This is a genomic window from Enorma phocaeensis (assembly GCF_900186505.1).
GTDB lineage: Bacteria > Actinomycetota > Coriobacteriia > Coriobacteriales > Coriobacteriaceae > Enorma > Enorma phocaeensis.
On record NZ_LT891968.1, the window covers coordinates 232,454 to 248,466 of the forward strand.

Consider the following 16,013-nt stretch of genomic DNA (forward strand, 5'->3'; position numbering starts at 1 on the left):
CAGCCTACCGCTCGCGCTCCCGTCGCTGCAAAAAGCGCGCCATCAGCACACGTTTGCGACCGCGCTCGCGCTCCTCGGCCATCAAGTGATGCAGCACGGCGCTCACCACCGCGGCGAGCACCTGCTGGAACAGCGTCCCCATCATGACCGGGATGATCGCCGTCCCCGGGAAGAACTCGGCCGCGATGACCGCACCGGACGAGATGTTGCGCAGCCCCACAGCGAAAACCATCGAGTACAGATCTGCTGGCGGCACGCGCATAAAGCATGCGACCACCAGCCCCAGCGCGAACCCAAAGCATGCAAACACCAGGATGAAGAGCGCCGCCTGCAGCACCATCGGGTCGAACGAGAGCACATAGGCGGACATGCCCGTCGAGTTACAGGTGATCACGAACACGGCAAGAAGCCGGCATACCGAAGCTATGCGCGGCGACAGGGTCTCGTGCCCCCATCCCCCCGTGAACTCGTTGACCGCCACGCCGGCAACAGCCGGAACAGCCACCATGAGCGCGAGGTCCTTCACCATCGACAAGACGTCGACCTGCACCGCCGTGCCCATGAGCAGCTGGATCGTGATGGGAAGCGTCACCGGTGCGAGCACCGTCGACACCAGAATCGCCGCGAGCCCCAGCGAAGCGTTGCCATGGTACATGTCGATCCACATGAAGCTGACCACCGCCACGGGGATGCTGTACTCGATAACGATCCCGGCGACGATCTCGAAATCAGAGAAGAAGAGCCCGCCTGCCAAGCGTGCCAGAACCGGCATCACCACGATGGAAACGGCAAGAATCGCAAGGAGCTCGCTCGGATGGCGAAAGGTGCGCACGATCTGCCTGAGCGAGGTGTTGAGCGACCCCTGGAACGTGATGATGGCGAACAACGGCGTGACGGCCGGCTTAAGCACGCTGAATACCTGCGGGAATAGCACGCCTAGCACCACGCAGCACGGAACAACGATGGGCATGTGCGATCCTACGAACGTCCCCGCCCGCCTAATCAAATCCATGTGCTAAGCCCTCCCCATCGAACGCGAGAACAACGCGCCAAACGTCGCGCCCCGCAACCGCACGGTTAGGCGCACCCAATAACGCGCCTCATTACCTATAGCATCCTCATGCGCCCAAGAAGCCATGATCTGGAAATCCACCTCAGCTGAAACGTTCTCGTCACGCTATAAGCAAATTCCCGTCGAATCGGGTTGGCGCCCAATGCGTCCGGCGCGACGTCCCCTGCTTCGGCGATAATAGGGACCGGAAAAGGAGGCACCATGGCACAGAACGGCACCGCACGAGGCATGGCATCGCGCACCGATACCGCAAACGGGCAACCAGCCGGCAACAGCTCCGGCGCCGGCGCGGCAAACCGCGACGCCATCGCAGCAAGTTCCAGCTCGTTCGCCGCCGGCACCGGCAGCACGGGCGAGCGCGGATCGCTGGGAGCACTCTCCCCCAGCTGGTGGGAACCGGCAGAGGGCGAGGAACCCGAGCCCTGGTGCACGGCAGATGAGGCCTTCGAGCGCTTTCTCGGCTGGTGCGACGAGCGCGGCATCGAGCTCTGGGAGCACCAGGAAGAGGCCCTCATGGACCTCGCCGCCGGCGACCACGTGATCCTGGGCACGCCGACCGGCTCCGGCAAGTCGCTCGTGGCGCTCGGCATGCTCTTCCTCGGCATGGCGCAGGGACGGCGCGCCTACTACACCGCTCCCATCAAGGCGCTCGTCTCCGAGAAGTTCTTCGACCTGGTCGAGGTACTCGGCCGCGACAACGTCGGCATGATCACCGGTGACACCCACATCAACACGCAAGCGCCCGTCATCTGCTGCACGGCGGAGATCCTCGCCAACCAGGCGCTCCGCGAGGGCGAGGACACCGACGTGGGCGTCGTCGCCATGGACGAGTTCCACTACTTCGCCGACCCCGACCGCGGCTGGGCGTGGCAGGTGCCGCTGCTCACGCTGCCGCATACGCAGTTCATGCTCATGAGCGCCACGCTCGGCGACGTCACGCAGATCGCCGACGCGCTGGAGGAGCGTACCGGGCACACCGTCGACCGTGTGACGGACGCGCCGCGCCCCGTGCCGCTCGCCTACGAGTACGTAGACACCGCGCTCGAGGGCACGGTCGAGCTGGCGCTGCGCCGCGGTGAGGCGCCGCTCTACATCGTGCACTTCTCGCAGGACGCCGCGCTCTCCACGGCGCAGTCGCTCGCGAACTTCGGCATCGCCACCAAGGAACAGCGCGAGGCCGTGAAGGAGGCCGCCAAGGGAACGCGCTTCACCACAGCGTTCGGCAAGATCTTGAAGCGCCTCATCTCGAACGGCGTGGGCGTGCACCATGCCGGCATGCTGCCGCGCTACCGCCTCTTGGTTGAACGTCTGGCGCAGCAGGGGCTCCTACCGGTCATCTGCGGCACCGACACGCTCGGGGTGGGCATCAACGTGCCCATCCACACCGTGGTGCTCACCGCGCTCACCAAGTATGACGGGTACCGCATGCGGCGCCTCCGCGCACGTGAGTTCCACCAGATCGCCGGGCGTGCCGGACGAGCGGGCTTCGACACCGAGGGCATGGTCATCGCCGAGGCCCCCGAATATGAGATCGAAAACGCCAAGCTCGTCGCAAAGGCCGGCGACGATCCCAAGAAGCTGCGCAAGCTCAAGAAGAAGAAACCGCCCGAGGGCTTCGTCACCTGGAACAAGCAGACCTTCGAGCGTCTCTGCGAGGCGGCGCCCGAAACCCTCAAGCCCCGGCTGCGCATCACCAACTCGATGGTGCTCTCCATGGTGGAACGCGGCGGCGACGCGCGTGCCCGCGTGAGCGAGCTCATCGAGGCGAGCCTGCAAACGCCCGAGGAGAAGCTCAAGCTCGAGGCGCGCGCGAGCGAGATCTTCGCCACGCTCATCGACACCGGCGTGGTGGTGCGCGACGAGATTCCCGATGGCGCGGACGCCCCCGCAGACGCAGAGCCGCAGGTCGAGTACTCCCTCACGGTCGATCTGCCCGAGGACTTCGCGCTCGACCAACCGCTCTCGCCGTTTTTACTCGCCGCGCTGGAGCTGCTCGATCCGGAGAGCGAGACGTACACCTTCGACCTCATCTCCATGGTGGAAGCGACGCTCGAGGATCCCAAGCAGGTGCTGCGCGCGCAGGAGCGCCAGGCGCGTGACGCCGCGATGGCCGCCATGAAGGCCGACGGCGTGGAATACGAGGAGCGCCTGGAGCGCATCGCCGATGTCACGTATCCCAAACCGCTCGAGGACCTGCTCGATGCGGCGTTTGCCCAGTACTGCACCAAGGTGCCGTGGGCGGCGGACTACGCGCTCTCGCCCAAGAGCGTGCTGCGCGACATGCTGGAGAGCGCGGCGGACTTCAAGGGCTACATCCAGAAGCTCGGCATCGCTCGGTCCGAGGGCATCCTGCTGCGCTACCTCGCCGAAGCGTTCCGGTCGCTCGACCGCACCGTACCGTTGGAGAAACGCAACGACCAGCTGAACGACATCATCTCGTGGCTGGGCTTCGTGGTGCGGAGCGTCGACTCCAGCCTGGTGGACGAGTGGGCCGCCGCGGGCGAGGATGCTACCTTTGACGCCGCTCCGCCGAGCGAGGCGGACGTGGTGGTGGCAGACCGGCGCGGCATGACGCTGCTGGTGCGCAACGCCCTCTTCCGCCGCGTGAGCCTGGCCGCCCGCGAGCGCGCCGACGAGCTGGGGGAGCTGGACGAGGCCTGGGGCATGGGCGAGGTCCGCTGGCGCCGCGCGCTCGACGCCTTCTTCGAGGCGCACGAGGAGCTGCTGGTAGACGGCGACGCGCGCTCGACGGCGTTCTTCACCATCGACGAGTCCGATGAGCTCAAGCCCACGGCCGACGGAGGCCATGTGTGGCATGTGCACCAGATCTTCCATGACGGCGACGGCGACCACGACTTTGGCATCATGGCCGACGTGGACCTCGACGCCACGCAGGAGGAAAGCGAGGCCGTGTTCAAGAACTACCGCGTCGGGTTCATCGAGGAGCTGCTGGAGCAGTAGCCCTGCGTCAACCATCCTGTTCCGCTGAGGCGCGTTCGCCACGCAGAGTTTAGGGGGACCGGCAGCAAGATACTCGCCAGGTCGGTCGCCGATACCCGTCGCTCCGTGCGCCGAGCAGGCCGAATACCTTAGCATAACGCGCGACCGCTTGGGTAGCAGAAACGTGATGAGTCAACTGCGCGTGCACGACGCTCGCGCGATGAAAGGAGCATCCATGCTACTCAAGGGTAAGACTGCTGTCGTAACCGGAGGATCGCGCGGCATCGGCCTCGCGATCGTCAAGCGCTTCCTCGAAGAAGGCGCCAACGTCGCCCTTTGCGGCAGCCGTCCAGAAACCGCCCAGAAAGCCGTCGACGCCATCCTCGCCGAGCATCCCGATGCACCGGTTATGGGCATCGCGCCCAACATCGCCGACGAAGCTGAGCTTGAAGCCGCCTTCCGCGAGGTCGTCGAGCGCTTCGGCAAGCTCGACATCGTCTGCAACAACGCGGGCATCTCACAGTCGACCCCCCTTGCCGACTACACCGCCGAGGAATTCGACAAGATCATCGACATCAACATCAAAGGCGTGCTCAACGGATGCCAGGCGGCATCACGCGTGCTCGGCGAGGGCGGCGTGATCATCAACACGAGCTCCATGGTATCCAAGATGGGTCAGCCCTCCGGCGTGGCATATCCCATGAGCAAGTTCGCCGTGAACGGCATCACCATCTCGCTCGCCCGCGAGCTGGGACCTCGCGGCATCCGCGTGAACGCCGTCGCCCCGGGCGTCACCGCGACTGACATGGTCGCTTCCCTACCTGAGGAGATGATCAAGCCCATCGCAGACGCTATCCCGTTGAAACGCGTCGGCCAACCCGAGGACGTCGCCAACGCGTTCGTGTTCCTGGCGAGCGACCTCGGCTCGTATGTGACCGGCGAGGTGCTCGCGGTCGACGGCGGCATGACGGTGTAAGCTCTCCGCGCGGTCCCGTGACGTATGCACCAGGCGTCGCTTGCACGGCCGGACTCTCGGGCCTACCCGCGTGCGTCCGTGACGTAGATGCCAACGCGCACCTGATGCCACGGGCTGCGGTCCGGCGAGACTTGCTGCACGCGGCACTCGAGCGCATCGCCGTGCCCGAAGTAGAGGAGCGTCGACAAGGTGCTGTTCATCTCCGCCGGCACAAAACCGAGCTTCATGCCCCTAAAGTAGATGGCCACCGCCTCGGGATCATGCGGATTCTCGATTTCGGGAACGAGCTCGAGCTGCTGGCCAGGTTTCAACTGGTCGAGGACGAGCGCTCCATCCCAATACTGGAACCCCGCGACGTGAAACGACATGAGATTGCGTGACGGTACGTACATGGCTGCCTCCTTGGCCCCGCGCCGCCAGCCAACCGGCGGCTTCGTTTGACGATGCCAGAGTACGACCCCGTACGGACATATTATTGAAACAGCGAGACCTTCCCCAAGAGAAAATCCTCCACCGGGAACTCATCCGACCCGATAACGAGGGCGTAGGTACCGGGAAACCGCTGGACGAACTCACCCAATCCCTTGAGGCTCTTGATGCGACCGCTCTTTACTTCGATGGCGGTCCTCTTTCTACCCTGCGTCACCACGAAATCCACCTCGCTAGAACCGTCCCTCCACCAATTGACCGTGAACTTCTCTCGAGCAGAGCGGGCGAGCAAGTGGGCGCCTATTGCCGTCTCAACAAGGTGGCCACGCCTGTCCTTGTCTTCGAGCAGCCTAGAGCGCCCCTCGCCGGAAGCAACCACCATGAGGGAGGTATCGTGGACGAGCAGCCTCGGTGAACTGCCCCGTTGCTTAAGGACCTTCTCGTCATACTTCTTAATTCCACTCATTAGACCGGCATGCGAAAGCAAATCGAGATAGTGCGCGATGGTCTCCGTGTTGCCCCGGTCGTCAAGCTGGCCCAAGAGCTTTCGATACGAGATCTCTTGTGCGGAATACGCCGCACCCACCTCGAACAGCGCACGGAGGAGAGCTGGCTTCCGAACCGTCTCCATCTCCAGGATGTCCTGCGTCAGCGTGGGCTCTATGATGGCGTCGTGCACATAGGAGCTCCAACGGGACTCATCCGCCCTAAGCTGCACCGCACCTGGATAGCCGCCGAAGTAAAGGTACTCGTCCAGCTCGCACCCGAAGGCTTCCCGGCACTCGTCATAGGTCCACTGGGTCGAGTGGATGAGCTCGTAGCGGCCCTTGAGCGATTCGGACATTCCGCGGCGCAGCGTAAGCGTGCTCGATCCAGTTACAACCACCTTGACGTTTTGCTGCGTCCGCGTGTCCTCATCCCAAAGGAACTTCACCGTTGAGGACCAGTCGGGAACCTTCTGCACTTCATCGAGGGATAGAATCACCTCGCCCTCGCGCGCGGCGACCTCCCGGGCAGACTCCCAGACCTCTTCCAGCTTGCGAGCACGCCGGTCCCGAGGTCGATCGAACGAGAAATCGATGCGTGGCACATCGATGTATGAAAGGGCTTGATTGACACCTGTGCTCTTACCCGTTTGGCGCGAGCCAACCACGATCTGGATGAAGCACCGCGGCTCGCAAAGACGATCAACCAGAAGCTTTACCCACGCTCGCTCATACATTCGCTCCTCCGCCCATTCGCCTCGGAAAGCCTGGCTTTTCCGTTAATCAACTTATCAATACTTAGATTATAAGTTTCTGGTAGTATAATCTGTCAAAAATTGATATTTCAAATCTTGCTAGGATAAATTGCCAACTCCCGGCCATTCTGAAGCATCTCATGACAATGTTGAGGCACTGTGCCGCGCAACCGATCCCGTTTGTTGAAGACTTCAGCCATCCGTCGCGCCGTATGTCCGCAGCCAGGCCATCCAGCCATCGAAACCGCATCGCAACCGCTTGAGCTCTTCGCCCTACTGTCGCTCCAGCACTGCAAGCATTTTGCTCGAACATTAGGCGTGCGAAATATGACTGCTCCAATGCCTCTGTGCCTTCAACCATCAACCTCTACAACTAGTGAAAACCTCATGTTCGAGCATTCGACCGATGATGCCAAGGAAACTGCTCCCTGTATATCCATGAGAACGATTCTCCTGCCGCAAGGCAACGGCTTCAGAATTCCCTAATCGACTTGCATGACTAAGCATAGACACCGCCCTGCGACTGAATAACAAAAAATCTTCCTGCTAAACGCCCCAAAAGATTCGATGGTCTCCTCCGCATTCGCTCCATCTGGATAATACTGCAGACAAGCCTCAGCGATGGCACGCAATCACTCTGCCAACCTACGCGGAGGCAGCAGAGTCATCGAAGTTGACGATTGGCACACGAGGCTCAGACGGCTGAAAGATATAAGCGACCTTTCTTATGGTCCCTTCCTCACATCATCTCCTGCGGAAAAAGGGATGTATGACCGCATGCGGATATATTGACCAATGGAAGCATGCGGCCTGCATAAAAGTGAGACCTAGCTCACTTTTATGCAGACATGGTCAGATCTTAAATCAAGAATATGGGCTATCGCTTATGAAGCGCTTATCTGTTTTCCCGTGTATTGCTCGTATAGTTCATCCATTTCACGAATGTACTGGTTCGCCAGCTCCTCCGAGCCCATGTTCTGAGCAAGGTCGCCCTCGATTATCTGAAAACCACCGTTAGCATACGCCTCAGCCAGCTCATACGTTGCATGAGTATCTCTTAACGAATCAGACTCCGCGTAATCTGACTGAGCATAATGCACGGCTCTCATGAGAACGTTTTGCTTGTCGGAAAGGTAGGAGGTGCGGATAAATCCTCCACCCACCCTTGCAGGAGGCTTAATCGCCATATCATTATGAACACCGATTGCGAAAGCGAGCATGAAGACATCCTTGTTCTCTACCCTGCCCCCTTCGATGTTTTTGGAATCTAACAGTCTAGAACTTAGGTGATAGGCGATCCGGCTCTCGGCGGCCGGGCTATACTCTTCCCAGCCAAACAGAGAGTCAGCCCGAGCGCCCACCCGGATCTTTGTTTGGCGACAATCCCTCCGGGTGGGCGTTCGGGCGGATGGGAAGACCCCGCCATGAAGCGCACGAACCCCTACTCGGGGCTCGTCGACGGCCTCGCCGCCGGCGAGCTCGACCTGCTGTCCGCCGCCGTCGCCGAGAGGAGGCTGCGCGAGGAGGCCGGCTTCGGGACCCTCGCCGAGGCCGCCGAGGCGTACCGTCCCGAACCGGCCTGCCCGTCGTGCGGCGGGACCGCCCCCTGGAGGGACGGGTTCGAGCCCTCGGGCGTGCGCAGGTGGCGCTGCCCGCGATGCGGCGCGAGGTTCACCTCGCTCACCGGCACCGTCCTGGAGGGCTGCAAGAAGCCCCTCGCCACCTGGGTCGACTTCATCAGGCTGGCGCTCTTCGCGGTGCCGCTCGACGCCTGCGCGGCGGCCTGCCGCATAAGCCACCAGACCGCCTGGGAGTGGCGCCACCGCCTGTTCGCGGCCGTGGACGGCTACCAGGACCGCGTCGTGCTCCGGGGACGCGTCTGGATCGACGAGACCTACGTCAACGACACGGACCTCTCGAGGGGCTACGGGCAGGCCCGCAAGCGGGGGCTCTCAAGGCAGCAGATCTGCATCGCGGTGGGCATCGACTCCCGAAAGGAGCCCGTCGCCGTGGTCTGCGGGCACGGCAAGCCGTCGTCCGCCCGGATCAGGGGGGCGCTGAAGGCGCACATCGCCGAGGGCTCCGTCCTAGTGCACGACCGCGAGCGGGCGCACGGCGCGCTGGTGCGGGAGAACGGGCTCGTCGACGAGAGCTACAAGGCCGACGTGCGGGACCCGGTCTACCTCGAGGCGATGGCCCTCGTGAACAACCTGTGCTCCTGGATCAAGCGCTACCTGTGGAGGTTCACCGGCATGGATCCGAAGAACCTGCAGTCCTACCTCAACCTCTACGTCTACCTGTTCAGGGTGAAGCGCGACGGCGAGAGATGGCCCGAGATCGCGAGGGTGGTCCGCCATCTTCTCATGACCGACGCGCGCTTCCGCAGCTCAACGTAGGCTCCCTATCACCTAAGTTCTAGACTGTTAGATTTTGGAAAAGAACTCGAGATCGTTCATCCCGGGGAGCACCGAAGAATCTACATGTCCGTCAATTCCCAGCGTTGCCTGCACCGGCTTCAAATCTTCACTTGCCATGAACAATTACCTCCGGTTCTGCGACGTGAGATTCACTTGCATCCAACCTTAACCTGATGTAGGTCGCCGTCGCGGGGCCAAATTCATTTGAGATGGACTCAGAATACTCATCGGGCGTGAAAGCGAGAATAAGCTGTTTGCCCTTACTGACCTCGACGAGCGTCCGCGCGAAGTTCTCACGGTTCTCACCAGACGCTCGGGCAATGGGCGTATCGATAAACAGAGGCGAATCGAATCCAGACACCTCATGCATTGCCAGAGTAAAGGAAAGTGCCAAGAGGGAGCGCTCCGCTGCTGAGCAAGTTCCCGCACAGGAGAAACCCGCCCTATCGTAAAGTGAGGGCGTGTAGTTCTGCGACAGTTCAATGCGATCGCATTTCGATTCTTTCCACACCAACCCCTTGAACAGCTCTTCAGTGCGCTGCTCCATGTTTTCCTTAGTCTCACGAATGACATCCGCTTCCGCATCCTTCAAAACGCGAAGAGCCCTCTGTCCAAAATCTATGATCGCCTTTATCTCTGAAGCTTCAGCATTCTTCTGCATCGCTTGGTTCAGCAACTTTTCATATTTTTCAATCTTCGTCTGGGCATTCTTGAGGTTATTTCTTCGAGTTCCAATTAGCTCAAAACACTCATCGCGCTGCCGCTGGAATAGGCTGCGATCCTCGTAAAGCTTCTTAATCCCATCTTTCGTGTCGGCGTACTTCCCTTCCAGCTTCTCGATATCACGAAGCTCATCTTCAGCGCTATCCAACGCTTTTGCAGCGTCTTTCAGATCGCTAATGCGCCGATTTCGCTCTGAAGGATAGTTCTCGATTGCCACTATGGTTCTGCCTAACTCACTTCGCATGGAAGAGAGGATGTTGGATGTCTCGCTCCCCACCCTGTACTGTTCGAGCAGCTCCTCAATATGTGCCCTCTCTTCACCATCAAGCTCATGGCGGCACACGACGCATCGCCCCGTCTTGAGAGACTCCGCCAGCTTTACCGGATCGATTGCCGGAGGTAGCTGACCAGCCCCCTCTAAAGCGCGAATGCTTGCGAGTGCGCCGGATGCGACAGGATACAGATAAAAGTCTATGACTCGGTTACGTACGAAGCTGTAAAATTCGCTCCTCGTTCGTTCCAATCGACTCCTCGCGGCATCTCTTTGGCGCTCGGCTAACTCGCGTTTTTTCTCAATATCCCGAACATCATCAACTCCCCGAAGTCGATCTCCGATTTCGGAAAGTTGTTGGTCAAGCTGCTCGATTTCGGCTTCTTTCCTCTTAATGAACTTTTCGCATCCGTTGGCAAGCTGTTCAGCTTCCGTCAGAATCTGCTCATACTTTTTTGTATCCACCGAACATACGGAAGCTTTCGTACGCTGTGACCTAATTATCTTGTCCAAGCGCTCAATCATGGTGTGGAACAAATCAATTTGCGAGATGGAATAAACCGCTTCCTTGATGCGCTCACCGCCGGTTGCTTTGAAATACGAATCGAGCTGCTCTCCGTCGAAGAAAAAGTATTCTCGAATTGATTGAGGCAACAGCTTGTCAAGGTACTCGCTTGCCGCGTCACTCCATAGCGGAAGCCTGTCCTCCCCATCAATCCAAGCGATTGAAAAACGCTTGTCGTATTTCACTTCAAAGTATCCGGCGTCTTTATCGACTTTAAACGGTACCGAGCGCGTAACGCGCAAAGCGCATCGCTTACGGTCGCGCTCGTATTCAAGGTCGATTGAAACGCGAACGATGGCGGTATCTCCCCCACGGTCCGCGCATTCCTGGATGACTTCCTTATTTAATCTTGGCTCAATGCGCTGTCCTGAAGCCTGCTTGCCTGAGTTTCCGAGATGAGGCTCCTCATCATATAAACACCAGGTAAACGCGTTCAATAAATTGGTTTTACCGACACCGTTATCCGCAACGATTACCTGCAAGTCATGCTCCCCTGGCGAAAAGCTCAACGTAAGGTTGCGATACTGACGATAGTTCTCGATGGTTATGGAGCGAAATCTCATTTCTTCTCTCCCTGAGTCGCATACTTACGCAGAATCTGCTCATACTCCTTGGTATAGCGACCCGAGCTTGTCGTTTCGAATACGAGCAAATCTCGCAAGAACGAAAGAACCTGTTCGTCTCCCTTCGCCCTCTCGCGGATTTTCTCCATTACTCGCCTATTGATCGCCATATGCCCTCCCCAATAGTTTTCTCGTCTGTATCAACAGCTCCGTGCTATTGCTCGCGCTCGCACGCATGTCCTCTATTCGCACAAGCTCCTGGTTGAAGAGTTTTCGCTCCGCTTCGATATCTCCAAACAGCTCCAGCCTGCTCCAGTCCGGGATGACAACGAAGTCGTATATGTGTGCGAGCTCTTTTCCTGGACTCCTTCGGATAACACGACCAACTCGCTGTATGTACTCTCGTGGATTCGTGCTGCTTGATAGCAGAATCGCGCATTTTGCCTGCGGGATATCGATACCCTCGTCCAAACATTTGATGGCGACAAGCGCCTGAAGCACGCCTTCTCTGAACATGTTGATGATGTAGTCTCGTTCGCTGAGGCCACCGAGATCTCGCTTGAGGCGTGTACCTTGCTGTTGCGTGATGCGATGTGCGGCCACACCGTGCTTTGCCAGCAACGCTTCTACTTCATTAATTCGTCGAGGGGACGTAAAGACGAGCAAATCATTGCAATCGACCTTAGACAGCAAATCGTCAAAAGCATCGAGTTTTGTCTCGGCGTCTTTCTTGATGAGCGCACGCCTTCTGAGCAGCTGATCTAAGCGCTCTTTGGTCTCGTCGTCGTCAGAGTGAGAAAGCTTGGAAATTTGCCTGGTTAGCTGGTTGTACTTTTCCGCTTCCTCATCCGTAAGCTCCACGGTCACCAGATGGTATTCATAAGGGCATAGAAACGTCTCGCCAGTCAAAGGGTTAATCGTATCTTGGGCATCCTCGATGGTGAACTCAAACGAAGCTCCTCCATAAAAGGCGCGGAGCAACGCGGAGCCTTCTTCATCGAACCAACGAGATGGGGTCGCCGAGAGCCCGATGCGATAGTCGTATCTATCAAACAGCGCGCGTCTATGCTCGCAAGAACCCATGCCGTGAACTTCATCGCCAACCATACAGGTGATGATGGAATTATCAGCCCCCTCGATAGCACGCACGAACAGCTCGTTCGCGGCGCTTGCATGGGTGGTGAAAATGACCACCGTCTTATCAATGCCAATGGCTATCCTGCCAAGAGCAGCTCGGATTTCCGATGACCATTGAGCGCTCGTTCCAGCAGACGAGTCCGCAAAAACTGATTTATCGAACTTCAATCCAAGCGCAGCCAGCTCGCGCTCCCATTGACGAGACAGGGTGCTTTGCGGCGTCGCAATAACACATGCGAACCTGCGTCCCGACAAAAGCAATTCCTGAACACATGCGAGGGCCGTCCTCGTCTTACCGGTGCCTGTTGCCATCTCGAAGAGCAGCCTGCCATCGTGCTGGCGCCACGCTTCCAATGCTTCCCTCTGATAGGGAAACAAGGAGATCCGGTCAACCTTCGGACGCGCTTTCCGAGAAATGGAGCTGTATTCGATATCGAAGTCCTTACCCTCAGCAACGAGCATGTCGCAGAATTTGCCTTTGGGCTCGAACGTCATGACTCGTTCTCGCTGGTTCTCCCACAGCTCGGAGAACTTGCGTTCATCAGATTCGAAAAAGCCTCGCTGCCCTTCATCCCAGCTTTTGAAGACCTTGAATTCTTCTGAGTTGAATAACCATCCAGAGGCTGTCTCGTTTATTGACCCACTGAAGGAAAGCGCCTGACCGTCAGCATCTCTCAGAATGCCAACCTTTTGATGAAAGAGCTGATTCGGAAGAATACCCCCGGCTTCATCTACGATGCAGGCAATGCGCAGCTCGAGAAAGCCGTTCGCAAGCATCCAGCCCAGCGCTCGAACATGGTCGCGCTCGATTTCATCGGCAAGCGCGTCAACATCCATGAGGCCCTCGCTCATGATTGACTCAATCGCCTCACTCGGATTGTCCTGCGCCTGTCGTATCGCTTCAATATCTTGCCCTGAAAGGTGGGGGCTAACAACAAGGCGCATCCGTCCCTGGTTGTAAATAAGCCCAGCGATGCCCCGGGCCGCCAAAGCAAGACTTGCGGAAGAAAAGAACCCAACACTTCGGTCGTATTCGACCGACTCGGCAAGCGCCGGAACATAGAACTCGGTTACCGGATCAGCCCCTTCAAGCGTTTCATAAGAAGGAAGAATGTCCAAATCCTTGAGTCCCATCAGAGCCTCACATTGCTCAGTGCATTCAGCAAGCGCTCATCATCTTCACAAGCGTGTTGCTCGATAAGGACAAAAAGTGTCCGCAGGTTGGGCAACCTTCTCTTTTTCGTGCTCTCAGAAAAAGGCTTCAAGTATTCCGATGCGTCCACCGACCCATGAGCCGCATCAATTAGAATCCTCTGGATTATCGGAATCCGGAATGCCAGACGCGCCGTCATGCTCCTCTGCTCGTCGAGCGAGAGCGCACGGAATCGCTCGCTGAACGGGGTTGCGCATACGTGCAGTGGCGCCCCAGATACGATGTCCGCTAGGTCAAGCAGCGTGGCAAGTTTGGCGTGATTTTCTCCATATTTCTTGTTCGCAGTTACTTTTTTGCTCGAGTCGTAATCAAGATAGACCCCGAGCTGGTCAAATGTCTGCGCCTCGTCAAGCGCACAAAGCACCTCAGGAACGCGCAATGCCGAGTCGATGCTACTGAACTGCGGCACATTCGCAGTCGAAATAAGTTCCGTTTCCGAGAACTTGAGCACCTGCGCATAGATTTGCCCAAGCGACGACCGCCGAATAAGTGAAAAGAGCTTTTCGAAGCACCCATTACAGTTTGAGAAGTAGTTAGCCCAATCGCTTAAGCCATCCGCTTAGACGGTCGGACTACGATTGACATATGTCCCGAGGGACTGCCGATCGGGCGCCCGCGGACGGCCTTATGCCCCTGCCCCTTGAGGGCCCGGGGGGTGTTGCCGACGCGGGCGCCGCTGCTTCTGACGACTAATAGGAAACTGCCGGGCTCCTCCGACCAAAGAGCGCCACGGCCAGGTAATGTGGGTGTCGCGCGAGGCAGCATTCCGATCGACCGACGATTGGAAGGATACCATCATGCTGACCGAAGCCACCGCCTGCCCTGCCGTAATAGGCCTCGACGTCGGGAAGTTCTCCCATTGGGCGTGCCACGTGACCAGGCAGGGCGAGATCCTCGCCAGCGGCCCCGTGGCCAACACCGAGCATGACCTGGACAGCCTGTTCGCCCGAGTGGATGCAGGGACGCTGGTCGTCGTCGACCAAGTGCGCAACATCGGGTCGCTGGCGATATCGAGGGCAAGGCTGGCCGGGCTGCCCGTCGCCTACCTGCCGGGAATCGCCGCCCACGGAGCTGCCAAGNACGACTAATAGGAAACTGCCGGGCTCCTCCGACCAAAGAGCGCCACGGCCAGGTAATGTGGGTGTCGCGCGAGGCAGCATTCCGATCGACCGACGATTGGAAGGATACCATCATGCTGACCGAAGCCACCGCCTGCCCTGCCGTAATAGGCCTCGACGTCGGGAAGTTCTCCCATTGGGCGTGCCACGTGACCAGGCAGGGCGAGATCCTCGCCAGCGGCCCCGTGGCCAACACCGAGCATGACCTGGACAGCCTGTTCGCCCGAGTGGATGCAGGGACGCTGGTCGTCGTCGACCAAGTGCGCAACATCGGGTCGCTGGCGATATCGAGGGCAAGGCTGGCCGGGCTGCCCGTCGCCTACCTGCCGGGAATCGCCGCCCACGGAGCTGCCAAGCTGTTCGCGGGCGACGCCAAGACCGACGAGCGCGACGCCGCGGTCATAGCCAAGACGGCGCTCGGCATCCCGGATTCGCTGCTGCCCGTGCCAAGGCGCGACGAGAGGCTCGAGGCCGCAAGGTCGATGGCGGCGCAGAGGAACCACATGGTCACCTGCTCCACCCGTGACAAGAACAGGCTCAGGAGCATACTCCTGGAAAGCTGCCCCGCGTTCGAGGCGCTGGCCGACCTGGCCGATCCCCATTGGCTGAAGATGATGGAGTCCCTGGGCGGCCCCTGGGGCATCCTGGATGCCGGCAAGCCTGCCGTCGGCGCCGTGACCCGCGGCGCGAACAGGGCGCGCATCGACGCCGCGCTGGCGGCGATATCGTCGTCGACGCGCCCGTCCGAATACCAGGTCATGGCAGAGAACCCGCAGGTCAGGATGCTTGCCAGGCGTATCAGGGAGTCCGCCGAGGAAGCCGCAAGGCTCGACACGGAGATAACGGCGCTGCTCGTCGAGGACGGCACTTACGAATGCCTGCTGACCATCCCAGGAATCGGCCCAAGGACCGCATCGGAGCTGGTGATAAGCATCGACATCGACGACTTCCCCGACCACGACCACCTCGCATCGTATTGCGGAATCGCTCCCAGGAACCGCCAGTCAGGCAAGTCGATATCGTCGGTGAGCGCCTCGCGCCAGGGAAACAAGAGGCTGAAAAACCTGCTCATCTTCTCCTGCAACTCGCTTAGCAGGAGCAGGGGCCGGTTCGGCGACTACTACCGCAAATGCAGGGATCGCGGCATGTGCCACGGAGAGGCATTGAAGGCGGTCGCCAGGAAGAGGATGAAGGTGATCTACGCGATCATGAGGGACAAGGTCCCGTACTCGGCCTAGCTAGCCAGAGCCATAGAAAAACGCCAGCCCGACAAGGGCTGGCGTCAGCATGCTCGAAAGCAGTGATCTTTGCCAACAAAATCAGTTGACAAAACTATAGGAACACCCCCC

Annotated in this window: 12 protein-coding genes; 5 read left to right on the forward strand and 7 right to left on the reverse strand. The window is 59.3% G+C overall.

Annotation, left to right across the window (positions count from 1 at the left end; all coding sequences use genetic code 11):
- Positions 1 to 4: 4 nt before the first annotated feature.
- Positions 5 to 970, reverse strand: a complete 966-nt coding sequence (locus C1717_RS01440; RefSeq protein WP_245859345.1) for a bile acid:sodium symporter family protein — start codon at positions 968 to 970, stop codon at positions 5 to 7.
- Between the two features lie 303 nt (positions 971 to 1,273).
- Between C1717_RS01440 and C1717_RS01445 the strand changes: the two genes are divergently transcribed.
- Complete coding sequence (locus C1717_RS01445) at positions 1,274 to 4,033, forward strand: DEAD/DEAH box helicase (RefSeq protein WP_245859346.1); 2,760 nt, start codon at positions 1,274 to 1,276, stop codon at positions 4,031 to 4,033.
- Positions 4,034 to 4,247: 214 nt separating this feature from the next.
- The gene (locus C1717_RS01450) at positions 4,248 to 4,988 is read left to right on the forward strand and encodes an SDR family NAD(P)-dependent oxidoreductase (RefSeq protein ID WP_102371478.1); all 741 of its coding nucleotides are present in this window, start codon (positions 4,248 to 4,250) and stop codon (positions 4,986 to 4,988) included.
- 62 nt (positions 4,989 to 5,050) lie between these two features.
- On the opposite strand, the gene C1717_RS01455 is transcribed toward C1717_RS01450, so the two are convergent.
- From C1717_RS01455 to C1717_RS01465, 3 genes are all read right to left on the reverse strand, one after another.
- Entirely contained in the window at positions 5,051 to 5,380 is a 330-nt protein-coding gene (locus C1717_RS01455; protein ID WP_102371479.1) for an HIRAN domain-containing protein, read from the reverse strand.
- A gap of 80 nt (positions 5,381 to 5,460) precedes the next feature.
- A complete protein-coding gene (locus C1717_RS01460) occupies positions 5,461 to 6,639 on the reverse strand; it encodes an ATP-binding protein (RefSeq protein WP_102371480.1) in 1,179 nt (392 codons plus the stop codon).
- Between the two features lie 902 nt (positions 6,640 to 7,541).
- Positions 7,542 to 7,877, reverse strand: a complete 336-nt coding sequence (locus C1717_RS01465) for a hypothetical protein (protein WP_146003641.1) — start codon at positions 7,875 to 7,877, stop codon at positions 7,542 to 7,544.
- A gap of 153 nt (positions 7,878 to 8,030) precedes the next feature.
- On the opposite strand from C1717_RS01465, the gene C1717_RS01470 reads away from it, so the two are divergent.
- Positions 8,031 to 9,053 carry an IS1595 family transposase gene (locus tag C1717_RS01470; protein ID WP_219722246.1) on the forward strand — a complete coding sequence of 341 codons (1,023 nt, stop codon included), beginning with the start codon at positions 8,031 to 8,033 and terminating at the stop codon, positions 9,051 to 9,053.
- Positions 9,054 to 9,180: 127 nt separating this feature from the next.
- Here the strand turns inward: C1717_RS01470 and C1717_RS01475 are convergent, their stop codons facing one another.
- The 3 genes from C1717_RS01475 to C1717_RS01485 form a co-directional block, all read right to left on the reverse strand.
- On the reverse strand, positions 9,181 to 11,196 hold the full coding sequence (locus C1717_RS01475) for an AAA family ATPase (protein ID WP_102371482.1): 2,016 nt from the start codon (positions 11,194 to 11,196) through the stop codon (positions 9,181 to 9,183).
- A 156-nt stretch (positions 11,197 to 11,352) separates the two neighbouring features.
- Positions 11,353 to 13,467, reverse strand: coding sequence for a DEAD/DEAH box helicase family protein (locus C1717_RS01480; RefSeq protein WP_102371483.1), 2,115 nt, complete (start codon positions 13,465 to 13,467; stop codon positions 11,353 to 11,355).
- Positions 13,467 to 13,997, reverse strand: coding sequence for a hypothetical protein (locus C1717_RS01485; protein ID WP_146003642.1), 531 nt, complete (start codon positions 13,995 to 13,997; stop codon positions 13,467 to 13,469). Before C1717_RS01485 ends, C1717_RS01480 begins: the two co-directional genes overlap by 1 nt.
- Positions 13,998 to 14,343: 346 nt before the next feature.
- On the opposite strand from C1717_RS01485, the gene C1717_RS01490 reads away from it, so the two are divergent.
- Both C1717_RS01490 and C1717_RS01495 read left to right on the forward strand, forming a co-directional pair.
- The gene (locus C1717_RS01490; RefSeq protein ID WP_425430935.1) at positions 14,344 to 14,634 is read left to right on the forward strand and encodes an IS110 family transposase; all 291 of its coding nucleotides are present in this window, start codon (positions 14,344 to 14,346) and stop codon (positions 14,632 to 14,634) included.
- Positions 14,635 to 14,681: 47 nt separating this feature from the next.
- Positions 14,682 to 15,902: an IS110 family RNA-guided transposase gene (locus tag C1717_RS01495; protein WP_245859336.1), complete on the forward strand. Its 1,221-nt coding sequence runs from the start codon at positions 14,682 to 14,684 to the stop codon at positions 15,900 to 15,902.
- Positions 15,903 to 16,013 lie beyond the last annotated feature (111 nt).